Source organism: Micromonospora sp. L32 (assembly GCF_052068055.1).
Lineage (GTDB): Bacteria > Actinomycetota > Actinomycetes > Mycobacteriales > Micromonosporaceae > Micromonospora > Micromonospora purpureochromogenes.
In genome coordinates, this window is the sequence record NZ_JBQHDD010000015.1 from 12,706 (window position 1) to 35,160 (window position 22,455).

Annotated in this window: 14 protein-coding genes and 3 pseudogenes; 10 read left to right on the forward strand and 7 right to left on the reverse strand. The window is 68.8% G+C overall.

Annotated features, from left to right (window positions below):
* Positions 1-55: 55 nt before the first annotated feature.
* Positions 56-1,627, forward strand: a complete 1,572-nt coding sequence (gene groL, locus ACTMTB_RS29015; protein ID WP_441149342.1) for a chaperonin GroEL — start codon at positions 56-58, stop codon at positions 1,625-1,627.
* Between the two features lie 148 nt (positions 1,628-1,775).
* Here groL and ACTMTB_RS29020 read toward each other — a convergent pair whose 3' ends face one another.
* Positions 1,776-2,447: a BON domain-containing protein gene (locus ACTMTB_RS29020; protein ID WP_441149343.1), complete on the reverse strand. Its 672-nt coding sequence runs from the start codon at positions 2,445-2,447 to the stop codon at positions 1,776-1,778.
* Positions 2,448-2,695: 248 nt separating this feature from the next.
* The gene (locus ACTMTB_RS29025) at positions 2,696-4,066 is read right to left on the reverse strand and encodes a PP2C family protein-serine/threonine phosphatase (protein ID WP_441149344.1); all 1,371 of its coding nucleotides are present in this window, start codon (positions 4,064-4,066) and stop codon (positions 2,696-2,698) included.
* A gap of 398 nt (positions 4,067-4,464) precedes the next feature.
* On the opposite strand from ACTMTB_RS29025, the gene ACTMTB_RS29030 reads away from it, so the two are divergent.
* From ACTMTB_RS29030 to ACTMTB_RS29045, 4 genes are all read left to right on the forward strand, one after another.
* Positions 4,465-4,878, forward strand: coding sequence for an ATP-binding protein (locus ACTMTB_RS29030; RefSeq protein WP_441149345.1), 414 nt, complete (start codon positions 4,465-4,467; stop codon positions 4,876-4,878).
* A gap of 171 nt (positions 4,879-5,049) precedes the next feature.
* Positions 5,050-5,175 carry a hypothetical protein gene (locus tag ACTMTB_RS29035; protein WP_441149346.1) on the forward strand — a complete coding sequence of 42 codons (126 nt, stop codon included), beginning with the start codon at positions 5,050-5,052 and terminating at the stop codon, positions 5,173-5,175.
* A 373-nt stretch (positions 5,176-5,548) separates the two neighbouring features.
* A complete protein-coding gene (locus ACTMTB_RS29040) occupies positions 5,549-5,794 on the forward strand; it encodes a hypothetical protein (protein WP_441149347.1) in 246 nt (81 codons plus the stop codon).
* Between the two features lie 78 nt (positions 5,795-5,872).
* Positions 5,873-6,190 (forward strand): integrase core domain-containing protein, encoded by a 318-nt coding sequence (locus tag ACTMTB_RS29045; protein WP_441149349.1) that lies wholly within the window; start codon positions 5,873-5,875, stop codon positions 6,188-6,190.
* Positions 6,191-6,704: 514 nt separating this feature from the next.
* Here ACTMTB_RS29045 and ACTMTB_RS29050 read toward each other — a convergent pair.
* Positions 6,705-7,196 (reverse strand): annotated as a pseudogene (locus ACTMTB_RS29050) (adenylate kinase family protein); the annotation flags it as partial.
* A 214-nt stretch (positions 7,197-7,410) separates the two neighbouring features.
* Between ACTMTB_RS29050 and ACTMTB_RS29055 the strand changes: the two are divergent.
* Positions 7,411-7,701 (forward strand): hypothetical protein, encoded by a 291-nt coding sequence (locus tag ACTMTB_RS29055; protein ID WP_441149350.1) that lies wholly within the window; start codon positions 7,411-7,413, stop codon positions 7,699-7,701.
* A 185-nt stretch (positions 7,702-7,886) separates the two neighbouring features.
* Entirely contained in the window at positions 7,887-8,645 is a 759-nt protein-coding gene (locus ACTMTB_RS29060; protein ID WP_441149351.1) for an SMI1/KNR4 family protein, read from the forward strand.
* 50 nt (positions 8,646-8,695) lie between these two features.
* Here ACTMTB_RS29060 and ACTMTB_RS29065 read toward each other — a convergent pair.
* Together ACTMTB_RS29065 and ACTMTB_RS29070 are read right to left on the reverse strand one after the other, a co-directional pair.
* Positions 8,696-9,201, reverse strand: a pseudogene (locus ACTMTB_RS29065) (transposase); the annotation flags it as partial.
* Positions 9,190-9,357: pseudogene (locus tag ACTMTB_RS29070) on the reverse strand (IS256 family transposase); the annotation flags it as partial. The pseudogenes ACTMTB_RS29065 and ACTMTB_RS29070, both read right to left, overlap by 12 nt.
* 264 nt (positions 9,358-9,621) lie before the next feature.
* Here ACTMTB_RS29070 and ACTMTB_RS29075 point away from each other — a divergent pair.
* Together ACTMTB_RS29075 and ACTMTB_RS29080 are read left to right on the forward strand one after the other, a co-directional pair.
* Positions 9,622-10,917 (forward strand): IS701 family transposase, encoded by a 1,296-nt coding sequence (locus ACTMTB_RS29075; RefSeq protein WP_441149352.1) that lies wholly within the window; start codon positions 9,622-9,624, stop codon positions 10,915-10,917.
* Between the two features lie 228 nt (positions 10,918-11,145).
* Positions 11,146-11,739: a hypothetical protein gene (locus ACTMTB_RS29080; RefSeq protein WP_441149353.1), complete on the forward strand. Its 594-nt coding sequence runs from the start codon at positions 11,146-11,148 to the stop codon at positions 11,737-11,739.
* A gap of 762 nt (positions 11,740-12,501) precedes the next feature.
* On the opposite strand, the gene ACTMTB_RS29085 is transcribed toward ACTMTB_RS29080, so the two are convergent.
* A complete protein-coding gene (locus ACTMTB_RS29085) occupies positions 12,502-12,999 on the reverse strand; it encodes a hypothetical protein (RefSeq protein WP_441149354.1) in 498 nt (165 codons plus the stop codon).
* Positions 13,000-13,291: 292 nt separating this feature from the next.
* Here ACTMTB_RS29085 and ACTMTB_RS29090 point away from each other — a divergent pair, with 292 nt between their 5' ends.
* Entirely contained in the window at positions 13,292-13,840 is a 549-nt protein-coding gene (locus ACTMTB_RS29090) for a hypothetical protein (RefSeq protein WP_441149356.1), read from the forward strand.
* 177 nt (positions 13,841-14,017) lie between these two features.
* Here the strand turns inward: ACTMTB_RS29090 and ACTMTB_RS29095 are convergent, their stop codons facing one another.
* Positions 14,018-22,225, reverse strand: a complete 8,208-nt coding sequence (locus ACTMTB_RS29095; protein ID WP_441149358.1) for a neuraminidase-like domain-containing protein — start codon at positions 22,223-22,225, stop codon at positions 14,018-14,020.
* Between the last annotated feature and the right edge of the window lie 230 nt (positions 22,226-22,455).

Sequence of the window (22,455 nt, forward strand, 5' to 3'; positions counted from 1 at the left end):
GCAGGTCGGTCCGATCAGTGCTGCAGGTCAGCACGACGAGTAGAGGACGACGCAGATGGCCAAGTTGATCGCATTCGGTGAAGACGCCCGTCGCGGCCTCGAACGTGGCATGAACATCCTCGCTGACACGGTGAAGGTGACGCTGGGCCCGAAGGGCCGCAACGTCGTGCTGGCCAGCAGCTGGGGCGCGCCGACCATCACCAACGACGGTGTCAGCATTGCCAAGGAGATCGAACTCGACGACCCGTACGAGAAGCTCGGTGCCGAGCTGGTCAAGGAAGTCGCCAAGAAAACCGACGACGTGGCCGGCGACGGGACCACGACGGCGACCGTCCTGGCCCAGGCCCTGGTACGGGAGGGGCTGCGCAACGTCGCCGCGGGCGCGAACCCGATCGCGCTCAAGCGCGGCATCGAGCAGGCCGTGGCCGCAGTGACCGAGGCGTTACGTAACCAGGCCCAGGACGTCGAGACCAGAGCGCAGATTGCGGCCACCGCGTCCATCTCCGCCGCCGACGCAAGCGTCGGTGAACTCATCGCCGAGGCGATGGACAAGGTCGGCAAGGAAGGCGTCATCACCGTCGAGGAGAGCAACACCTTCGGCCTGGAGCTGGAGCTCACCGAGGGCATGCGCTTCGACAAGGGTTACATCTCGCCCTACTTCGTCACCGACACGGAACGCATGGAAGCCGTTCTCGACGACCCGTACCTGCTCATCGTCGAGAACAAGATCTCGAACCTGACCGACCTGCTCCCGATCCTGGAGAAGGTCATGCAGGCGGGCAAGCCGCTGGCCATCGTCGCCGAGGACGTCGAGGCCGAGGCCCTAGCAACCCTGATCGTCAACAAGGTCCGTGGCACTTTCACGTCGCTGGCTGTCAAGGCACCCGGCTTCGGTGACCGCCGCAAGGCCATGCTGGCCGACCTTGCCGTCCTCACCAATGGTCAGGTCGTCAGCGACACCGTGGGTCTCACGCTGGAAAACGTCACCCTCGACATGCTCGGCCGGGCCCGCAAGGTGGTCGCCACCTTGGACGAGACCACCATCGTCGACGGTGCCGGTGACGGGGAGCAGATCGCCGGCCGGGTCGCCCAGCTCCGCGCCGAGATCGACAACAGTGACTCCGACTACGACCGGGAGAAGCTGCAGGAGCGGCTGGCCAAGCTGGCCGGCGGCATCGCGGTGATCAAGGTCGGCGCGGCCACCGAGGTGGAGCTCAAGGAGCGCAAGCACCGCATCGAGGACGCCGTCCGCAACGCCAAGGCCGCCATCGAAGAGGGCCTACTTCCCGGCGGCGGCGTGGCCTTGGCCAACGCCGCGGTCACGGCGTTCGACAAGCTCGACCTTGCCGGTGACGAGGCCACCGGCGCGAACATCGTGCGGGTCGCGTTGACCGCGCCACTCAAGCAGATCGCCAGCAACGCCGGCCTTGAGGGCGCCGTGGTGGCAGAGAAGGTCAACTCACTTCCCGCCGGCCACGGCCTCGATGCTGCCACCGGCGAGTACGTCGACATGATCAAAGCGGGTATCGTCGAACCGGCCAAGGTGACCCGTTCCGCGCTGCAGAACGCCGCGTCGATCGCCGCGCTGTTCCTGACCACCGAGGTACTCATCGCCGACAAGCCATAGACGCCCGGCGTCTATGGCTTGTCGGGCAGCGACGACCTTCGGGTCTGTCACAGACCAGGGCCGGCCAGTGCGGCTGCGTGCCGCACTGGCCGGCCCCGTCAAGGGATTGAGCTGTCGTGCCGTCAGGGACGGCGGGGTGGATCTGGAATCAGGCGGTGACGGTGAGATGGTTCTTGACGCTGGTCACGCCGGAACCTGACCACGACACCTTCTCGGCCTGACGGCGTTCGGCCCACGATCGCACGGACCCGCGCAGCGTCACCTCCGCGCCGTTGACATCAGCCTTGATCTGGTGGGAGTCGAGCTGGGCGTTGCGCAGGATCGCCCCGTCGATCGCGGCTTTCAGATCGTCGGACGCTGGAGTGGTCGCGATCAGTCTGATGGTGTTGGCGACCGCGGTGACGCCCTTGAGGTACATGACCGCGCGTGCCGCGGCCTCCCGCTGGTACTGCCAGTTGACGGTGCCGGACAGGGTGACCACGTGATCGCGGACCCCTGCCTTGACCGTGTCGGAGGGTACGTCGACCGCCCAGTTGAGCATCTGGTTCGCCGCCTCGGCGATGTCGCTGTCCTTGGCGCCGGACACGCCCGCGTCGCGGACCACGATGTCGACGGTGACGGCCTGGACGCCGGCTACTCGCATGGCCGCCCGTTTCGCCGCATGCCGCTCGGGCAGGCTGCCCACGTCGCCGGAAAGTGTCACCACGCCGCCGTTCGCCAGTACCACGAGATGCGTGGCGTCGATGCTGGAATCAAACAACAGTTCGTCGGTGACGTTGGTCTGCAGGTCCTTGTCGCTTCTCCGGATCGTCTGTGTCATAGGGCAACCATGACCCTCCGGCTGCCAACGCGCCAGCCGATTTGGTCCATATTCGAATAAGTCTTTGAGATTGATTATCAACTGTATGCGTTTAACGGGTTATGCCGGCTTATTCGGTGCGGCATTGTTTGTCACCACCGCGGGGCGACCCTCAGTCACGCCTACCCCCGGCATCCAACCACCCGCTCATGAGCATGAAGCGACAGCGGGTGACGCTACCTCCGGCGTCATGCATGTCATTGGGTTGGTCACTGGTCAGGCACGTGGAGGGCCAGGATAGCGGTGTCATCGTCGACGTGGCGTTGGCTGTGGTCGAGTACGGCGTTCTCGATGGCGGCGGCGATGTCGATGGCGTTGGTGGCGCTGGTGGCGGCAAGGAGCCGCTGGAGTCGTTCCGCGCCGAACATGTCGCGGTCTCCCGGTCGTCTGGCCTCGGTGACACCGTCGGTGTGCAGGATCAGGGTGTCGCCGGGGTGCAGGATGGTGCGCTGGTCGGTGAGGTGGGGGTTGGGCCAGCAGCCGAGGATGATGCCGGGGTGTCCGAGGGTGTCGACGCGCCCGTTGACGCGGCGGATCAGGGCCGGGTCGTGTCCGCCTCGGCTGACCCGCACGGCCAGCCCGTGGGGGTGGGGGCGGACGGTGGCGTAGACGGCGGTGAGGAAGTGGCTGTCGTCGGTGAACCATTCCAGCAAGGCGGTGTTGAGGGTGGCGAGGTTGGTGCTGGGGGTGGCGCAGCGGACCGCTGCGGCGCGCAGGGTATAGCGGGCCAGAGCGGTCGTCTTCGCCGCGACCGGGCCTTTGCCGGACACGTCGCCGACCACGATGGACCAGCTATCGCGGGTGGAGGGGAACACGTCGTAGAAGTCGCCGAGTACGTCGGCGCCCCGTCCACCGCGCAGGTAGCGGGCGGCGACCTGCGCTCCCGGGATTTGTGGTACGTGCGGGGGCAATAGGCTCTCCTGCAGGGTGCGGGCAAGCATCGCTGATTCCTCGGCCGCCGCGAACGCCAGCAGCGAGGCGGCCTGCGCCTGCGCGGTGGCTTGTCTGGCGTCTTCGGCGGCTCGCAGCGCTGCTGATGAGGCCTCGTGGGCATCGGTCAGCGCACCACGGAGCGCGATCTCGCTGGTAACCGCGTGGGAGAGGGTTTCCAGGACCTCGATGTCGTGCGGGGTGAAGTCGCGGGGAAGCGCGTCCACGACGCAGAAAGTGCCGAGGACTTCCCCGCCGGGTGCGTGGATCGGGAACCCCGCCCAGGCCGCTACCCCGGTGGACTCGATCGACGGGTTGTCGTGGGTGCGCGGGTCGGTCCGGGCGTCGGGGACGATCAGTCTGGAGCCTGAGTCGATGACGTAGCGGCAGAACGACTCCTCGACGGTGTTCTGCCGGTCGGCGAAATCGGTGGCGGCCACCCCGATGCAGCTTTTCCAGAATGACCGCCGGTCGTCGACGACGGTGACGTAGGCGAACGGGGTGCCGAGCAGGGTCGCCGCCAGCCGGGCCAACCGGTCGAACACCTCCTCCGGGCCGGTGTCCAACAACCCGCTGCGCCGCACAGCCGCCAGACGCGCCGGTGCGTACACGGGGCGGCAAGCCTGACCCAGACTGCCCATCTTGTCCATCATCGGCACCTCGACGTCGCCCCTAATCTTGGTCAGACCATGCACCAGCGCCGGTCGCCGTCTACCGACCGGGGCCGATGCGACGATCCTGCTCACAAGCGCGGCCACGGGGTCTGGGGGGCCGCAAGCACGCCCCGTCAACGTCTGGTGATCGAGCCGTTGCTACAGGAGCCATTGTCTGTCGCCCACGCGGATCCGGTAAAGCGCACAACGTCCGAACCACCGGTCACCGTCTGAACGCAACGGCGGCGATCCTCGAGATGCCGGCGGGCGGACGCAGCCAGTCGGTTTCTGTGGTCCGACGACGGGGTACCACCAAGGCGTGGCCGGGTACCGACGCGCCAGAGCCGACTGCTCACCGCTGGCGACTCCCCGACTACGAAGGGACGGCGAAGTAAATGGCGGCGACCATGGCGCTGACGCTTCCCGGCGACATCCACGCCGCGTCGCATGCCCGCAGCCTAGCCGACCTGCTGCTGAGCAGGCTCGGCGTGACCGGACAGTGCCGTGCCGACCTCAGCCTTATGATCACCGAGGCGTGCACCAACGCCGTCTCGCACGCCCGACGGGCCGGCGACATCGAGGTCCACATCACCGTTGGGCAGCACGAATGTGTCATCGACGTCGGTAACAGCGACGGAACCTTCGACGACGCCCAGCTACACGGCAACCTTCCCGACCCGTATGCCGAGGGCGGACGCGGCCTCCCCATCATCTCGGCCCTGGCCGACGCCGCCCGAACCGTACATGATCGATCCGGCTGGGTGGTTCTCCACATGGTCAAGCACATCGCCAGGGCACCGTTGCATTGAGCGTTGGCAAGATCGAGGCAGGCTTGAGCAGTGAAGCATCGACCCTGCGGGTGCCGACAATGACGTCCGCCCTGGTCACGGCCAGTTTGACTACGACGACAAGATCTTGCCCTCACCAACTTGCCCAGGCTGGTCGTATCGCTGACGACCAGTGGACGAGGATGCCTGGTCGTGCTACTTCGACTGGCCTACCTCGGCGTAACCAACGCGCTGGCGATGCTGCGGCTGCTGCCGATGAGCGACCGGGCCAAGGACGCCGAAATCCTCGCCCTGCGGCACCAGATCATGGTCCTTTAGCGGCAGCTGCACGGCCAGAAGATCCGGTTCACCCCCAGTGACCGGGCGTTGCTCGCCGCGCTGCTGCACCGACTCCCCCGCGCCGTGCTACGCCAGATCCGGCTGCTGGTGCGCCCCGAGACCGTGCTGCGCTGGCATCGCGACCTGATCGCCGCACGTCATGCTCGCATCTCTCGCCCGAAGCGTGTCGGCCGGCCGCCCACGGTGCGGTCCATCCGCGCGCTGGTGCTACGCCTGGCGCGGGAGAACAGTTCATGGGGATACCGGCGCATCCACGGTGAACTACTCGTCCTCGGTGTCAAGGTCGCCGCATCCACGGTCTGGGAAATCCTCAACGACGCCGGCATCGACCCGGCACCCGAACGAACGTCAGATGGCTGGGCGGTGTTTCCTGCGCTCCCAAGCCGAGGCCCTCCTCGCCGCCGACTTCTTCGAAACCGTGACCCTGACCGGCGCCCGAATGCACATCTTGGCGGTCATCGAGCACGCCACCCGCCGGGTACGCATCCTCGGCGCCACCGCCCACCCCACCGCCGCCTGGGTTTACCAAGCCGTGCGCAACCTCGCCATGGACCTGCAGGACGCCGGCTGCCGCGCCCGCTTCGTCATCCGCGACTGAGACGGCAAGTACCCGACGCTGTTCGACACCATCCTCGCCGACACCGGCATCAAGGTCGTCCTCAGCGGCGTGCCCCGAATGAACGCGGTCATGGAACGGTGGATCCAGACCTGCCGCCGCGAACTGCTGGACCGGACCTTGATCTGGAACCAGCCACATCTGCTGCACGCGCTGCGCCAGTACGAGCGGCATTACAACACTCATCGCCCGCACCGCGGCATCAACAACGCTCGGCCCCTGCACCCGCTACCCGCACCGATCACCGATCCCAGCACGATCACGCACCTCAACATCCGCCGTCGCGATCGCCTCGGCGGACTCCTCCACAGGCCGCCGCCCGGTCCGCCACGTCAAGCGGGCCTTGACGCACGTACGGGCGCTGCCGGAACAGCCTGAGTCGGCTCTCGTGTCACGGACCGTGCCCCCGGCGGACACCGCCACAGTGGCGCAGTTGACCCAACCTCGCCCGGCACGGCCCGGCTCCCGGGGTCGGAGCTGGCCACCGGCGGCCACCCTCCCCTCCCAGGTGAGCGGTTGACCTGACCCTGAGCGGCTGTGGAGCCGGCTCCTGGACGACCGGCATGCCTTCACGCGGCCACCGCCCCCATGCTTGGGGCTTGCCGCGCGGACCCGGTGCGTCGGTCCCTGCGCCGCGCTGCTCAGGCGCGGTGCGGCCGGCTGCCGGCGACGAACCTCCACCACTCTCCCCGCTATCCCGTCTGCGGCGGCTCACCGGGCTCCCCGCTTCCCGCGCCAGCCGCCGGGCATCCGGCGTGACGGCCGCAGAGCGACAGCGGCAGCGGCCGGCGCGCGCCCAGGCGGCGGCGCGTGCGGCCCGTTGCGGGCCGCCTTGATGGATGTAAAGAAAGTCCTCCCACGTCGGCCGGCAGCCGGCCTACCCTGCCCGATCTCACGGGCGGCGTTGACCGTCGGAGGCGATCGGGATCAGCCTGGCGGCTACGTCCTCGAAGCCACCGAAGCCGCTGACGGTTCGCAACAGGCCATGGGTCCGGTAGTAAGCGCGCAACGGCTCGACCTGCTCCTGGTAGTTCTTCTGCGAATGCGAGTACATGAGCAAGAGTTCCTGGCGTCGCTCGGCTTGCTGGGGGTCCAGTGCTATCTGCCGTTCCACCCGGCGGTGGACGGCGAGGCGAAGTTGGTCCTCAGTAAGGACGAGTTCGATCACTGCGTCGGGGACATGGCCGCTCTGCGCCAGCAACTCAGCCTGACGGACCTTGCGAGGGAAGTTGTACAGCACCGAGCCACCGTCGACGTTGGCTAGGGCGTCAGCGATGGCTCTGACCATTAGCTCATCCGGGACAAGATGTCCGGCCTGCATATGCCGGTTCGCCTCTTTGCCCAGCGGCGTTTGATGCTGCACGTGCTCGCGGAAGACATTGCCTGCGCTGACGACCTACGAGTGGGCCGCTAGGGACTCGAACCCTGAACCTATGGATTGCCGGCGAGGCGGTCGCTTGACCGCTCGGTACGGAGGTGGGGAGCCTCGGTCGGCCGGTCTGGGGTTCCAACGGTTCGGCTCGTTGCTGTACTTCCGTGCTGTACGGCGATAGCCCTTGACCCGGGGTTGCCTTGGCGGCGTCTGCGACAGTGGTGGCATGGACAACCGGTTCCGGCGGCTGCCGCCGCGGATCGAACCTCGGTACGAGACCCATGACGTCTCCAATCCGCCGCCGTTGCCGGAGGTGGAGGAAACGAGTTGGTTGACGCCGGCTGGGGAGGTAGCCGGTTTCGAGCGGTTGGCCTCCGCCGTTGCCCGCAACTCCGATCGGACCGGCTCCGAACCGGTGCGGCAGCGACGGCGGGGTCGAGCGCTAGTGATCTTCTACATTGCCCTGACTCTGGGGATAATCGCCGTGGGCTTCGTCCTGCGCGTCCACGTCCGTTGATCATCCTCCGGGAGCTCGACGTCCGCGGTCGTCTGTAAGCCCCTCGCCTCTACCGGGAAGGACCCCCGTCGGGCGGGGGGGAAGCCTGGTCCCCAGTAGTTAGGCAGTGTCAACAGGCACGGTCCTGTGCGCTCCCGCTCGGCCGGCTTTGTCGCTCCTTCCGCCCGTCATTGTCGCGTAGGGCGATGTTTGCTGACTTACTGCTGACTCGCCAGAAGATGGGGCAGGCCGACCGCCCGCAGGAGCGTCCCTGCAGGTGCTCTGTCAGTCTCGGCTACTACGATCACCGGGACGACCAAAGGGCGGTAAACATCTTGAATCATCCCCACGTCGACGCGCTCGTCCGGATCATGCCGCCGGAACACGGCGCCGACGAAGAGGTGGACTGGGACGCCGTCGAGGCGCAGCTGGGTACGCGACTGCCGGCCGACTACCGCGCGTTCATGGCGACTTACGGCGCTGGGGGGATCGAGAATCTGGTCATCCTGGCGCCACTACCCGTCGACTTCCCGCAATGGAGCCCCGGGACCATCGTCGACACCACTTTGACATTGCGTGAGCTGTGGGACATGGACGGTGGGGTACCAGGCACGGGGCGCGGAGCGGATGCCGTGCTGGCCTGGGGCACCGGCTGCAACGCCAACGAACTAGGCTGGCTGATGACCGGCTCCGATCCCGACCAATGGCCGGTAGTGGTATGGCGGCGTCATGGAAGTCCGCACTGGGCACAGTTCGAATGCGGGATGGCGGAGTTCGTCAGGCGGCTGATGCTTGCCGAATTCGACGAGTGCCCGCTCAGTGATCTCTCCCTGTGGGGCCGCATTCAGCCCTTCGTGCACTGGCGGGAACAGCATCGTCGCTTCCGGGCCGGCCTGGACCCCATGACAGGCGAACCCGACCCATACGCAAGCATGTTCGACGGCTGGACCGACAGTCCCGCCTGACGCGCGACCCTGCCTCGGGTCCAGTCAGGCCGCGTGACTACACCTGTCACCTACTGGTGCAGCGCAATTGGGTGCATGATGCTCTCGAGTTCAACAGGGGTCAACCGAGACAGCGACCGCTGCCGTCTGCGGCGGTGGTAGGTCCGTTCGATCCAGGTCACGATCGCGATCCGTAGTTGCTCGTGGGTGGCCCATGATCGTCGGTTCAGGACGTTGTTCTGCAGGAGGCCGAAGAAGGATTCCATGGCGGCGTTGTCGCCGGCGCCGCCGACACGGCCCATCGATCCGGCCATGTGATGGCGGTCGAGGGATCGGACGAACTTCCTAGATCGGAATTGGGCGGATTCAACCGGTCGGTGTGCAGGATTCAGTCGGCCAGGTCACCGTGCCTGGCGGCGGCGTTGTCCAGCGCGGCGACGGCCAGGCGGGACTTCATCCGCGAGTCGATGGAGTAGCCCACGATCCGGTTGGACCAGACGTCCTTGACCGCGCACAGGTAGAGCTTGTCCTCGGCGGTGTGATGCTCGGTGATGTCGGCCAACCACAGATGGTTCGGCCGCCCGCCGTCGCCGGTCAGCTGCAAGCCCGATGCGCGGGCCTGCTCGACCAGGCGGCCGACCAACTCCGCGTCCACACCGTCCGCCGGCTTACCCACCGCGTTGTTCTTCTTCGCCACCGCGGAAGTATCCACGGCCATCGCTGTGTCGGTCATCACGTGCCGATCCATGTTCAGGAGTTGCACCGTTGTTCTTACAGACCCTCCGGTGGCGCTCCACCTTGTCCCCGTCCAGAGGCTGGGCGGTCTACCGACTGCCCGACGAGGAGATCCGTTGCTCGCCGCTGGTGTTACTGCCAGAGCCAGGGCGGCCCTTAGTACTCCAACGTCACTTGGCTTCGGCGTTGGGCGTGGCGCGGGCATGAAGACGGCCACCGCGTTGATCATCGATGGTTTGTGAGGACAACCGAAGATCGCGCGATGGCCGTGGGCCACAGCCTAAACCCCGGCGGGTGGCGGGTCATCCTCGACGAGGCGGCGGCCCGTGTCGCTGACCGGTTCGTGCGGGCGGAGCCACGCCGGACCGCCGGGCAGTTCGTGGAAGGACTGCTGTCGGGCGTGGAACGCAAGACCTGCTGGTCCCTCGCCGAACGGGCGGGTCACGCCGATCCGCAGGCGATGCAGCGGCTGCTGCGCACAGCGGCGTGGGACGCCAACGCCGTCCGCGATGACGTGCGTTCCTGGCTGATCGAGCGGCTCGGCCGCCCCGACGCTGTCCTGGTCACCGACGAGACCGGCTTCCTGAAGAAGGGCCTGTGCTCAGTCGGGGTGCAGCGGCAGTACACCGGCACCGCCGGCCGGATCGAGAACAGCCAGGTCGGGGTGTTCCTGGCCTACGTGACACCCGCTGGCCGGGCGCTGATCGACCGCAGGCTCTACCTGCCCGAGACGACCTGGTGCGACCAACCCGACCGCCTCGCCGCCGCCGGCATCCCGGACGACATCGGGTTCGCGACGAAGCCGGCCCTGGCCCGGCAGATGATCGCCGCCGCGCCGGACGCCGGCGTTCCGGCGGGGTGGGTGACCGGCGACGAGGTCTACGGCGCGGACCCCGGTCTACGCGCCGACCTCGAACACCGCGGGATCGGCTACGTCCTGGCCGTCGGATGCGACCGACGCGTGCACGTCAACGACGGCCGCACCCTCGTACGCGTCGACGAGGTCGCCGCCCGGATCCCCACCGCCGAGTGGCAGCTGCACAGCTGCGGCCCAGGAGCGAAAGGACCACGCGAGTACCTGTGGGCCTGGATCACCACCGCCACCCAGCCAGGTGAGCACCGGTGGCTGCTGATCCGCCGCAACCGCACCACCGGCGAGCTGGCCTTCTACCTGTGCTGGTCACCCCGCCCGATGCCGCTGCACACCCTCGTCACCGTCGCCGGCTCCCGATGGAGCATCGAAGAGCTGTTCCAGACCGGCAAAGGCCAGGTCGGTCTGGACCACTACCAAGTCCGCGGCTGGACCGGCTGGCACCGCTTCATCACCCTGGCCATGCTCGCCCTGGCCGTCCTGACCATCCTCGCCGCCACCACGCAGCGACCCCACGCCGACCCGGAGATCATCGCGCTGACCATCGCCGAGAGCCGCCGACTCCTCAACGCCCTCGTCCTCGCCGTGGCGCTCCCACCAGAGCACATCCTGCACCGGTCGATCTGGCGGCGAACATCCCAAGCCCGAGCCCGCCGATCCCACTACCAGCGCAGACAGGCCAAGTGACGTTGGAGTACTAGGGCGCAGTGTCGGCGCTGGTCCTCTGAGGTTCCCCATGTACGTTCGCGCCGGCCGCCGATGCACTCGCTGCTTTCTGCTGAACGCTGCTCAGTTGAGCGGCGGTTCGTCTCATCTGCCGCTGCACGTTTGCCTGGATCGGCAGTCTAGCCTCGTTGGCATTCGCCGAGCTGGAGGTGGCCAGTGACGACGTGGAGCCCGCGCCGGCGTTGGGCGGTGGTCATCGTGGTGTCGGTGGTCGCGGTGGCCGCAGGTGTGGTCACGACCGCCTGGGTCCGGCGCACCGCGTCGCCCTGGCCGGCCGTGGCAGGCACTCCGTATGAGATCCCGCTCGGATCGGACGGCTGCCCGGTCATCGAGGAGCGGCACCAGTTCGTCGACGCCCATGGTTCGCTGGTGCCGCCCGGCGCAACGGAGGTTCTGCTATGCACGACGCCCACGGCGCTGCATATCCCGGGCCGCAGGGTTGCCGATCCGCCGCGTCAGCGGGTGCTGCACGCCGGGGCCGCCGACTTCGTCGCCCTGCTCAACCGACTACCCGACCGCAACCAGTCCTGGCGGCACTGGCAGCAGCGACACAGCGGCTGGTGGCCCGATGCCGCCCCAGAGCCAATGGGCGAGGCCTGCCCCATGATCGGATACACCCACCAGCACTCGTTCGTGCTGCGCTACCCGGACCAGCCACCGGTACCTCTGATCTACACATGTGGCGGCCAGGCCGGTGGCCTCACCTCGGGCACTCGGACCCGAATGGATGACGCCAAGCCCCACCTGGTGGATGAGTTCCTGAGCCGCCTCCAGGGGGATTGATCTGTGCTGATGGTAGGTGTCGCAGGTGAGGTGGTGGTGGTGGAGTGGCTGCGTTGGCCGGAGACCACTTTGATGTCGACGCCGGCGTCGAGGGCGAGGGTGGCGTGGCGCAGGTCCTGCAGTCGAGTGGGTGACAGCCCGGCTTGTCTGACGAGGCGGCGGCAGGGTTGGGGGTGACCGAGTCGGGGTGCCACGGTTGGCCGTCGGGGCGGAAGAAGAACAGCCCGGCGTCGGGCCAGTCAGCGCCGGGGGCGAGGCGCTAGGCGGCGCGGCGGGCCCTGTAGGCGGTGAGGACGGCCCCCAGGGTGGCAGGTTCGGGATGCTGCTGACCACATCAACGGTGGGTATGCAGCGCCTCAACCAAGGGCAAGGGCTGCGGCCGTGTCGTTGGCGGCAGCCCTTGCCGCGGGAAGCCGACGATCTCGATCTCTGTCACGCAGACCGTCTGCCAGCAACGGTCTGCGCCACCAGCGCCTGCTTCCAAACTGCCTCCAAGATAGGGGGCACAAGCGAAGAAGCCCGTTACCGGCAACGCCAGCTCTGCGTCGAAGCGCCAACCTCCTGTTGGGAACTGGGCTATCAGGGCGGCAGCTCGGGGCCTGGTAGATCGCTGCGTCCCAACCTTCAGCGGGGATGTCGAGCAGCATCAACGGCGGCGGCTGTTGGCGAAAGTCGTAGGTGAGCCTCCCGCGGCTACCGTCACCCCCGATGATCACCCCACCCGCTGACCTCGGCGTGGCTACGACGTGTGCTTGGCGTTGCCTACCGAACGGCGAAGAGCTTGGCCTGGACTCGGTCGTGACGGGACTCGACAGGCTCCGCAGACGCCAACAATTCAAGAGTAATCTTTTCGTCCCAGTGGGCGTAGTCGTCGTAGTGGGCCGAGTACCTTTTCCCGGGAGTGCTCTCGGCGGTCGGGTCGGCGTAGACAAGGACAATGTACTTGGACAATCCGTGCATCGATTTTCGACCGTAAAGTTGATCAACGCATCGGCAGAACTCAGACAGGTTCTTGCGGCCCGGTCCGCCTTTGAAGCCCGACCGACTTCCTGTGTATGGATCAAACTTTGGCGCGTGCAGGTAGAGCTTGAACTCGATGAACGCCTTCTCCTTGGCGTGGTGCAACACCAGGTCGATCCGGTCGCACTCCACGAACTGCGTGACGTCGGGGTGGGCCTCTGCGAGACTGCGACAGAAGAAATACCGGAAGACGGATTCGTTCCAGAGGCTGAGGGGCATTCGCGAGAGCTCGTCGGACACCCCCGACATTGCGCTGGAAAATGTCGATCGAACTATGTCATCCATGGTGCGCCCCATCGGTGCAACGTATGAACGGCGGCTAGGTGCAGCTGGTTGAGGTACGGCAGCAGGCCCATGAGGGTACCGCCCGACGGCGTCGGGTGGCTGCGCCGTACCACGACGGATGGTGGAGCGGGCGTTGAGTGGAGGGCTAAAGTTGGGGCTGCAGGCGTCTCGGGCTTTAGTCGCTGCGTTCACTCAACCAGCTGATAGGCCGTCCCCCACTCGGTCACTCTCGTGGCATTCTTCCCCTATGAACGATCGACGTGTTGCGCAGATTGCAGAGATCCTGTCTCGGCGCAACGCTCTCGATGAACAGATCGCCGCGATCATCCAACGCCCGATGACCGCCGGACATCTCGGCGAGTGGATCGCGGCGAAGATCTTCGGGATCGAGCTCGAAGCCTCGGCGGTAGCTCCCGGGATCGACGGCCGATTCACGTCGGGCCCGCTTCAAGGACGAACCGTCAACGTGAAGTGGTACCTCAAGCGTGAAGGCCTACTCGACCTGACCGACTCGGAGACGCTCGACCACTACCTGGTACTGGCGGGGCCGGCATCAGCGCTCTTGTCCTCGCGCGGCAGCACCCGCCCGTGGTGTATCGCCTCCGTCTACTTTTTCGATGCCCGGCAGGTGCGCGGCGAGCTGCTTGCCCGAGGCGTGTGTATAGGCACGGGGTCGAGCGTGAAGGCTGCCCAGTGGGCCACTGCGGAAATCTACCCCCGGCCGAACAATCCACTGCTGACAGTGAAGCAGGAACAGGCCGACCTGTTGCGGCTGTTTGCACCAGCTGCCGGATAGCACCCAGCGTAATCGGCGATCGGTTTGTCGGCCGTAACCGCAGGTTAGCCCGGTTTGCCCGATCTCCCGGGCGGTTTGCCGGCACGTGCCGGACCGCCTGGTCCGGGCACGTGCCGCCAGACCAGGCCGCGGGGCAGGCCGGTCGCGGGCCCTGCCTTCGAATCAGGCTGGTCCGGATCAAGCCGCGGTGTAGGTGAGCACGAGCAGCACGTCCTCCAGCAGGTCATGATCGATGACGGCGACGTCACCCGGCACCGGGTCCACCACGCCGAGCGCCCCGGGATTGACCACGGCGAGCGTGTGGGTGCCCACCAGCGAGGCGCCGAACGCCGCCGTCACGTCGGCCGTGGGCAGCCCGCCGAGCGCGGTCGCCGGCGGGAACTGGCTCGTCGCCACCTCGTCCACGGCCAGGGTCACCGATCCGGGCGCGTGTCCGGTTCGGGGCACCAGCGCCAGCGAGACCCCGGCCGGGGTGATCGCCTTGCGGTCGAGGTACATCGGGAAGTGCTCGGGCCCCATCCGCAGCGGCACCACCGTGCCGGCGGGGCTCGCCAGCAGCCGCCGATACGCCGAGGAGAAGTCGTGCCGCAGGCTGAGCACCCTGGTCATGGGCGTGTTCTTGAGCCGGTGCAGCAGGCTGCCCGCCTCGGTCACGGGCGCCTCCATCCGCTGCCGCAGCAGCTCCTCGGACTCCGCCGTGTAGGTGACGTGCAGGATGACATCGGTGATGGTGCGGTAGTCGAACGCCCGCAGCGTGCTCGGCAGGGTCAGCCGCCACCTGCTGGCCGCGCCCGCGCCCTCGAAGGGCATGTAGCGCTCGTCGCGGAAGCTGAACTCGAACACCCCGGCGTCCTGCTGCGCGGTGCTCGTCGCGATCGACACGCTGCGGCGCAGCGGCACCTCCACCACCGCCGTCGGCGCCGTCTTCGGCTCCCGGCGCAGCGAGCTGCCGAGCAGCGTCAGAGTCGCGCTGACATTGGTGTACGGCCCGGTGACGCATGGGATCGTCAGCCGCACCGACTTGACCTTCCGCCGGTAGTGGCCCGGATAGAGCAGGTCCAGATGGAACTCGTCCACGCTGAAGTCGCAGGTGCCCTTCTCCCGCAGCTTCACCAGCGCCTGGGGGGCGAGCATGGTGAGCGAGAACGCCTGGTCGACCTCGAGGGTGCGGTAGTTCGTCTCAATGAAGCGGCGTTCCATCGTCTGCAGGTCGACGAGCAGCCGCTCGCCGGCCAGCAGACCGACCCGGCCGGCGTCCCAGTAGGACACGTCGAGCAGGGTGCTGGTGTCGTCGCCGCGCTCGAAGCGGAACGCCTGCTCGGCCAGGCGGGCCATGGCGTAGGCCCCGTTGTAGGCCTCCCGGTAGGCGCGCTGCAGCGTGCTCGCGAGCCAGGTGTAGAGGCCCAGCCCGGTGAACTTCTCACCGTAGAAGGCGAACACCTCGTCGGCCTGCGCGATGCTCGCCTCGTGCAGCTCCAGTGACCGCTGTGCGATGTCGCGGCGGATGCGGGCGGCTTCCAGCTGCTTGTCGAGCTGGCCCAGCTCGTGGTGGATGAGCTTGGTCTGGTGCAGCCAGCCCTCGCGGCGGCGTTCGAAGTTGGCGCGCAGGCCCGCTGCGGCGGCGTCGGCCTCGTACATGCTCGCCATGGTGCGCAGCACGTCGGAGAAGCGGGCGCTGCTGTGGCCGACCTCCATGCCACCGAACTTCATCGCCGTCGGCGCGCCTGCCTGCGGGACCAGGTGCGTGATAGCGGCGATCAGGTCCATCGCGCCGGCGGCCTTCTGCAGACCAGAGGCGGCGATGCGGGAGTCGGACTGCTGCTGCTCGGAGGGGATGAGGTTCTGGTCGGCCAGGCCCTGGTAGTAGTCCCGGCGGTACTCGGCGGCGGTGCGCTGGCGGGCCAGCACCTCGATGGCGTCGTCGGCCGCCGAGATCTCCCACTGGCGGGCCTGGCTGGCCAGCTTCAGCAGGTTCTGCTGCTGCATGGCGCGCAGCTGGGTCAGCTCCTCGACGTCCTTCTTCTCCAGCGCGCCCAGCAGCGCCGATCCGAACGACTGCACCAGCGCCGCGTGCGCCTTGGCCCGGTCGACGAGGTAGAGGAACCGGTAGGGCGGCAGGTTGCCGGCGGTCGCGCCGAGCACGTCGTCGAGGGAGAGCCCGGCGGCGCGGGCGCGCACCAGCAGGCGCGGATCGATCTCGGGCGCGAACAGGGCGACCTGTCGCCGGGCGCCGGTGATGTCAAGGCAGTTGCGGATCTTGAAAAGCTGCTCCTCGACCCGGTCCCAGCGCCGGCCCAGCTCCGGGTTGGCGGGCACGCAGAACACCGGGCTCACCTGCGTGACGATGCTCCAGCCGAAGCGCCCGGCCACCGCCGAGCTGCCGTTCTTGACCAGGATGTGGTCCAGCTGCGGCTGCTCGGCCGTGCCGGCCGGCTCCCAGCGGGCGATCGTCGCGCGGCGCCAGCCGTACACCTCGCTGGTGCCCTTGACCTTCCTCCCGTCCTGCGTGGCAGCCGCCGTCTGCTCGGCCGAGGCCGCCGAGGCGGCGGCGACGTTCCGCACCCGGCGGTGTTCCGGCTCGTCGTCCAGGCTCATCACCAGCTCGTCGGTGTCGCGGCGCTGCTGGTGTTTGAGCCTGCCCTGCCGGCCGACGACCGTGGTCTCCAGCTCGGCGAGGAACTGCGAACCCTTCTCCAGCAGGGGCAGGATGGCCTCGTAGGTCTTCGGGACGACGGCTCCGTCGCCGCAGTCGCCGAGCCGCGCCGGGCGCTCGCCCAGAATGGCCTGCGCGGTCGCGTAGAGCAGCGTCGCCTCGTTGATCGACTCCGTGGTGAACTGCGCGAACAGGCTGTCAGCCCAGTCAAGCAGGTTGTCCACGTACTTCATCACGATGTTCTTCTGGTAGGAGCTCAGCCGCAGCCGGGCAATGGCGTGCGGGTTGAACGGATCCCGCTGGTAGGCCTCGATGGCCTGTGGGTCGGTCAGGATCGCACGCAGCGCCGGCACGTCCAGCCCGCGGAACTCCCGGTAGCGCCAGTTGCGGTCGAGCTCGCGGTGGGCGCGCTCGGCCGGGCTCACGCCGCCCGGCACCGTGATGGTCTCGTTCGCGGTCGGGTCGAACAGGTAGTGGTACCAGCGCTGCGCCGCGCCGAAGCGCTGCTGGCTGCTCAAATGGTTGGCGAGCAGGTACGGGATGTGGAAGAAGATCTCCCGGTAGTAGGTCCCGTACGGCCCGGTGAAGTCGACCTTCCCGGCCGCGACGTCCCCGGCGACGTCGTGCAGGTCGGACACCGGCAGTGCCGCCTCAGCCAGGCTGAGCTGGTGGGCGGTGTCGAGCAGCCCGTCCACACCGCCCAGGAACAGTGTCTCGGCCAGCGCGGGAGCCAGCGTGGTGCCGACCCGGCGCAGCAGGTAGCCGGGCGCGGGCCGCACCGACCCCTGCAGCAGCAGGACGTCCCCGGCGACGTCGATCAGGGCGTCGCTCAGCGAACCGTTGACGAGCTGGAGGTTCGCGCCCGGCGGCAGGGTCAGGATCGGCAGCGGGCCGAAGTCGCGCTCGACGAACTCGCCGGGCGTGTAGGCCACGCCGCGTAGGCCGTCCAGCTTGTTTCCGTCGAGGTACATCGACCGGATGTCGAATCCGGAGGGAAAGTACGCCTTGGTGAGCCGGCTCAGCGTGCGCGGCCCGCCGCCCCGGTAGGCGTAGACGTGCGCCAGACCGGCCTCGGCCGGGTCGAAGGAATCCCAGGCGTCGGCGCAGGCACGGGTGCGCAGGTCGACGTAGGCCTCCATCTGGAAGCCGACCGAGCCGACCTTCAGCCTGCCAAAGTCGGTGAAGCCGGGGTAGACCACGTCGTAGGCGAAGCCGCGCGGCCGGTAGTCCTCGATCGGCTCCTGGTGCGTCCGCCCGAGCGGGTCCAGATCGGTGGTGAAATTGCTGTAGACGGTCTCCTCGAAGATCCCGTCGCTGATGAAGGGGTACACGTTCTGCAGGCTCATCCGCTGCGGTGCCGACCAGCTGCCATCCAGCCGCAGGGTGGTGCACTTGAACGCCATCGTGTGCAGGTAGGCGGAGAAGACCGAGTCGCCTTCGACGATCCGGCTCTTCGGCTTGGTGGTCCACTCGTTCCAGAACAGGTGCAGCCGGCCGCGCACCACGATGGGCGCGACGTGGCGAGATCCGATCTGGACGTCGATCTTGCGCCACGGCTCCCAGACGGTGCCGCGGTCAGTCTCGCTGACGCCGTAGTGCGCGTTGCGGACCGCCCGGTGGTAGAAGACCGCCGGGTCGGCGGAGCTGACGCCGATCAGGTGCAGCACGTCGGTGCGCCCGGCCGGGTCCTTGTCGTGGTAGCTGCCGGTGATCTGCAACCCGGCCAGCTCCTCGAAACCGGCGAGATAGGAGGCGTAGGCGTCGAGCACACTCTGCTCGTCGACCGGGCTCTGCAGCAGCGCCGTCTCCAGCTCGGCGAACAGCGGTGACTTGTCGTCGCGCAGGTGCGGCTCGAGGTAGTTCTCCGGCCACAGGAAGACCTTGCGGTTGGCCTCCCAGACCCGGTAGTTGCGCCGCCACGCCCACTCGTCGGCCGGGATGGCGCCCGGTGACACCGCTACGTGCGCGGGGTCCGACGGCGCCCGCCGGTCGGACTCCAGGTTCATCAGGACGCGGTGCACGTAGAGCTGCACGCTCGAGACCGCCGAGACCACCCGCGAGGTGCGGACGCAGCCCTCCAGCTCGACGTCGATCAGGAAGTGCTGGTACAGATCGTTGCGCGTGGTGAACTGCGGGAACGACGAGTGGATCAGGAAGTCGACCAGGGCATCCCGGCACCGTGAGCGCAGCACGTCCTGCAACGGCTCGATGCGCTCGGCCGCCTGCGCCTGCGTGAAGCGGGCGTGGATGCCGGCCCGCAGCGCGTCCGCGGCGGCGTCCAGGTCGCCGTAGCTCGCCGAGCCGATCAGGGCCAGCGTCTCGCCGCCGACGCCGAGCCGCTGCGCCAGCGCCGCGCATTCAGCCAGCCGGTGCAGGGCCGCCGCGCTCTCGATCGCGGGCTGGCTGCCGCCGGTGGGCGGGGTCAGCGCGCGCAGCAGGCCCGGCAGCAGCCCCACCGGGGCGGCCACCACCCTGGCCAGCTTCGCCGGGTCGGCTGCGGCGAAGCCACCCGCCTGCGTGTACGACGCCAGCACCTCCAGGGCGTCGAGGGCGGTGGCGTCGGGTCCCGCGGCGGTGACCACGGTCAGCGCCCGTACCGTCGCCATGCCGATGTGCCGGGGGTCGGTCAGCCCGACCGTGGCCGGGTGCGCGGCGATGAAGCCGACCGCCGCGGTGTCCAGCCTCGGCGGCGCGAACAGCACCATCAGCGGCACCAGCTCGGTGACCAGCGTGACCAGCGCGGCCGGTGACGCGGTGCCGTGCAGGGCGGCCGGCAGCGCCCCGGCGGACAGGTCGGCCTGGAGCAGCTCCAACAGGGTGCGGACCGTCTCCACCGGCAGCCGCAGGCGACCGGCGAGCCTGGTCGACAGCACCGCGCTCGGGTGGAAGGCGGTGAGCAGGTCACGCACGTCCGAGGGGACCAGCGTCACCCCGGCCGGCATGGTCAGCGGCGTGTCGAGGTCGAAGTCGTCGGCGAGCCGGAAGCGGCCGGTCCCGGCCGGGCTGAACCGGGTCGGGTTGGCCGCTATCACCGCCCGCGAGCTGTCCTCGGTGACCCCGTCGAGGAAGCCTAGGACCGTGTCGGCGAAGGACAGGGCCTGCTCGGTGGCGGTCTCGGTGAGCAGTCCGGTGACCAGCGCGGCCGGGTCGGGGTAGCGGCTCGGATCGACCGGTGCCCGGTCGGCGAGCACGTCCAGGTCGTCGAGCGTCCGGCCGCTGCCGGACCACCACCGGTGCTGGTCGAGCAGGGCCGTGAGGCCGGTCAGCCCGGCGGCGGGGCGGTGCGCGTCGGCGGCCGGCGGGGTGGTCGCGGGGGTGTGCGACAGCAGGCGCAGCAGCTCCACGACGGACAGGCCGAGCAGCCGGGCCAAGCGGGCGTGCCGGTAGAGGGCGGACAGGTGCGCGGCGGTGAGGGTGAAGGCGCGGGCGGCCGGGTCGGTCGCGGCGGGATCGACGTCCAGCTCGGCTTTCAACCCGTAGATCATCACGAGCAGTTCGGACTCGGTGACGCCCAGCGCGGTCTGCAACCGGTGCTGGGTGAGGCCGGCGATCGGCGCGGTGGCCGCCCCGCGCAGCGCCGGGTGCAGGAACGTGGTGGTGTCCTTGGGGTAGGCGCCGTCCTGCGCCACGAACGCGGCCAGGTTGAACAGGCGGTCGAACAGCGACGGCGCGCCCGGCTCGGCGGGCACCCGCGGCAGCGCACCGGCCAGCGCGCACACCTCGGCGGCGGGGATCTCCAGCCGCAGCTGCACGTCCTGGAGGGTGGCGACCAAGGCCAACTCGTCGGGGGTCAGCGTGGTGACGGCGAGCTGGGTCAGCACCAGGTCGAGCTCGCCGACGCCCCAGTCGAGGCTGCGCCACAGGCGGATGAGGCGGTGCAGCCGGTCGAGCGCGGCGGCGGTGAGCCCGTGCACCCGCTCGACGTCGTGCTGGACGCTCGCCGCGCTCGTCTTCTCGGCTCGGATCGTGACGGCCGCCCCGGCGGCGCCGACGAACCTAGTGGCCAGCAGCGCGCCCAGCTCCTCGCGGGTCACCTCGGCCGCCCGCACCAGCTCCTGCGCGTCGAAGCCGGGCACCACACCGGCCTGGTCGGGCACCAGCGGCAGGCCGTACCGGGCCCGTAGCGACACCAGATCCACGTCCGGCGTGACGATCAGATGATAGTCCTGATCGGACAGCTCAAGCCGCGCGGCGACCTGGGCGCGGGCCGGCGCGCCGGTGGCCAGCACCACGTCGGAGCGGGTGACGTCGCCGTCGCCGAGATAGACCCGCACCCGCTGGGTCGGCAGGCTGAACGGCAGCCGCAGCGACTCCTGGGACACGGCCAGCGCCTGGGCGTAGACGGCGTGGCGCACCGCGGTCCGATCCGCCAGGCTGCCGATGTGCCCGCGGCTGGTGGCGGTGTAGTTCTCCAGGATCTCGTTGATGATGTCCAGGGACGGGATCATCGTCGAGGTGTTCTGGCAGGTCAGCGGCGTCGTCCACAGGTCCGGGCGCCGGGTGCGCAGGTGCAGCGGATGGCCTGCGCGCGCGCCGGCGAAGACGCTGTCGGAGACGTGCCGCTGCACGAACAGCATCAGGTCGGCGAAGTAGGCCGGTGGTCCCAGGATCGACTCGCAGTGACCGCAGTCGCAGGCGGCCTGGCTGCCGAACAGCTCCCGGTAGCCGTCGAGGGTGCGCAGGTAGTCGAGCACCCCGGGCGGCGGGCTGGTCGCCGTGCCGGTCCCCGCGATTGCCGCCGTCGCGGGTGCCGACACCTCGAGGTCGAGGATGCCGCCGAAGAGCCCTGTGACGGTGGACAGCATCCGGGCGGCCTTGTGGTGGTGCAGCTCCGCCACGTCCGGTGGCAGGCCGGTGCGGTCGATGAGGTCCTGCAGGGTCAGACGCGCCACCGCGACTCCGCTGTCCAGGCCCGACGCAAGCAGGGTCCTAGCATCCTCCACATCGGAGGAAAGCTGGTAGACGCGCTGATGCGCCTTGAGGGTGGCGAGCACGCCGTCCCGGTCGCGCTCGTCGAGCACCTTCAGGTTCAGCCCGGCGAGGTCGCCGCTGCCCGGTGCCAGGTCCAGCGCCAGCAGCTCCACGTCCGGGTTCGCCTCGCGCACCCGGCGCAACCCGTCGATGCCCGCGCCGATGTGCTCGACCTTCTGCCGGGGGGACAGCTTTTCGTCGGCCAGCACCTGGTCAAGGCCCAGTCCCGGGTACGACGCGCACAGTCGCCGCAGCCGTGCCCTCGCCGTCTCGTCCTTGCCGGCGTTCAGGTCCTCCGCGACATGCTTGAGGTCGGGGGCGAGCCGGGCGGCCAGCGCCTCGCCGGGGAAGATCCGCTCGAACCGGGTCCGCAGCGTGTCGGCGTAGCCGCGCACGGAGAGCTCACGCGGCGGGGTGATCCCCGACCGGGTAATCAGGCCGGCCCAGTCGCCGCTGTCCAGGGTGGCCAGCTCGCGCAGGGTGCGGGGCGGCTCCCCGCGACCGGGTAGCTCGGCCTTGAGGATCACCGCGCCGAGCGCGGTCTGCCCGTCGGTGAGCCCGACGATGCCGTTGAGCAGGTGCAGGTTGGCGGCCTGCGCGGCGCTGAGCTGCCCCGACTCGACGAGCGGGCGCAGCGCCCGGCCGGTCAGGTCGACCGGGTCCGGGTTGCTCGTCATGAGCCTCGCGGCCACCTCGTCGTCGAGTCCTGCCGTACGGACCAGCTCGACCGCGAGGCCGCGCCGGTCCTCGCGCTGCCGCAACTGCCGTTCGGCCAGCCGGTCACGATTGATCCGCCCGCTCTGCCCTGGACCACCGCTGTCAGGACCCGGCGCTGGACCGCCGCGCTCCGGACCGCTGAGGTCTGGACCGCCCTGGTCTGGATTGATGATCCGGCCAGGACCGCCCTGCTCCGTTCCGCCGTGGCCTGCACCGCTGCCGGCCGGTCGGGGGCGCGGCAGATCGTCGGAGTTCCTGGGCTGCATCGTCATGT

What these genes read in the sequence shown, in the direction of transcription:
- ACTMTB_RS29020 (WP_441149343.1), bottom strand. Translation starts at nt 2,447, where the DNA reads ATGACACAGACGATCCGGAGAAGCGACAAGGACCTGCAGACCAACGTC.
- ACTMTB_RS29060 (WP_441149351.1), top strand. Translation starts at nt 7,887, where the DNA reads ATGTTTGCTGACTTACTGCTGACTCGCCAGAAGATGGGGCAGGCCGAC.
- ACTMTB_RS29030 (WP_441149345.1), top strand. Translation starts at nt 4,465, where the DNA reads ATGGCGGCGACCATGGCGCTGACGCTTCCCGGCGACATCCACGCCGCG.
- ACTMTB_RS29055 (WP_441149350.1), top strand. Translation starts at nt 7,411, where the DNA reads ATGGACAACCGGTTCCGGCGGCTGCCGCCGCGGATCGAACCTCGGTAC.
- ACTMTB_RS29045 (WP_441149349.1), top strand. Translation starts at nt 5,873, where the DNA reads ATGAACGCGGTCATGGAACGGTGGATCCAGACCTGCCGCCGCGAACTG.
- groL (WP_441149342.1), top strand. Translation starts at nt 56, where the DNA reads ATGGCCAAGTTGATCGCATTCGGTGAAGACGCCCGTCGCGGCCTCGAA.
- ACTMTB_RS29075 (WP_441149352.1), top strand. Translation starts at nt 9,622, where the DNA reads ATGGCCGTGGGCCACAGCCTAAACCCCGGCGGGTGGCGGGTCATCCTC.
- ACTMTB_RS29040 (WP_441149347.1), top strand. Translation starts at nt 5,549, where the DNA reads ATGGCTGGGCGGTGTTTCCTGCGCTCCCAAGCCGAGGCCCTCCTCGCC.
- ACTMTB_RS29090 (WP_441149356.1), top strand. Translation starts at nt 13,292, where the DNA reads ATGAACGATCGACGTGTTGCGCAGATTGCAGAGATCCTGTCTCGGCGC.
- ACTMTB_RS29025 (WP_441149344.1), bottom strand. Translation starts at nt 4,066, where the DNA reads ATGGACAAGATGGGCAGTCTGGGTCAGGCTTGCCGCCCCGTGTACGCA.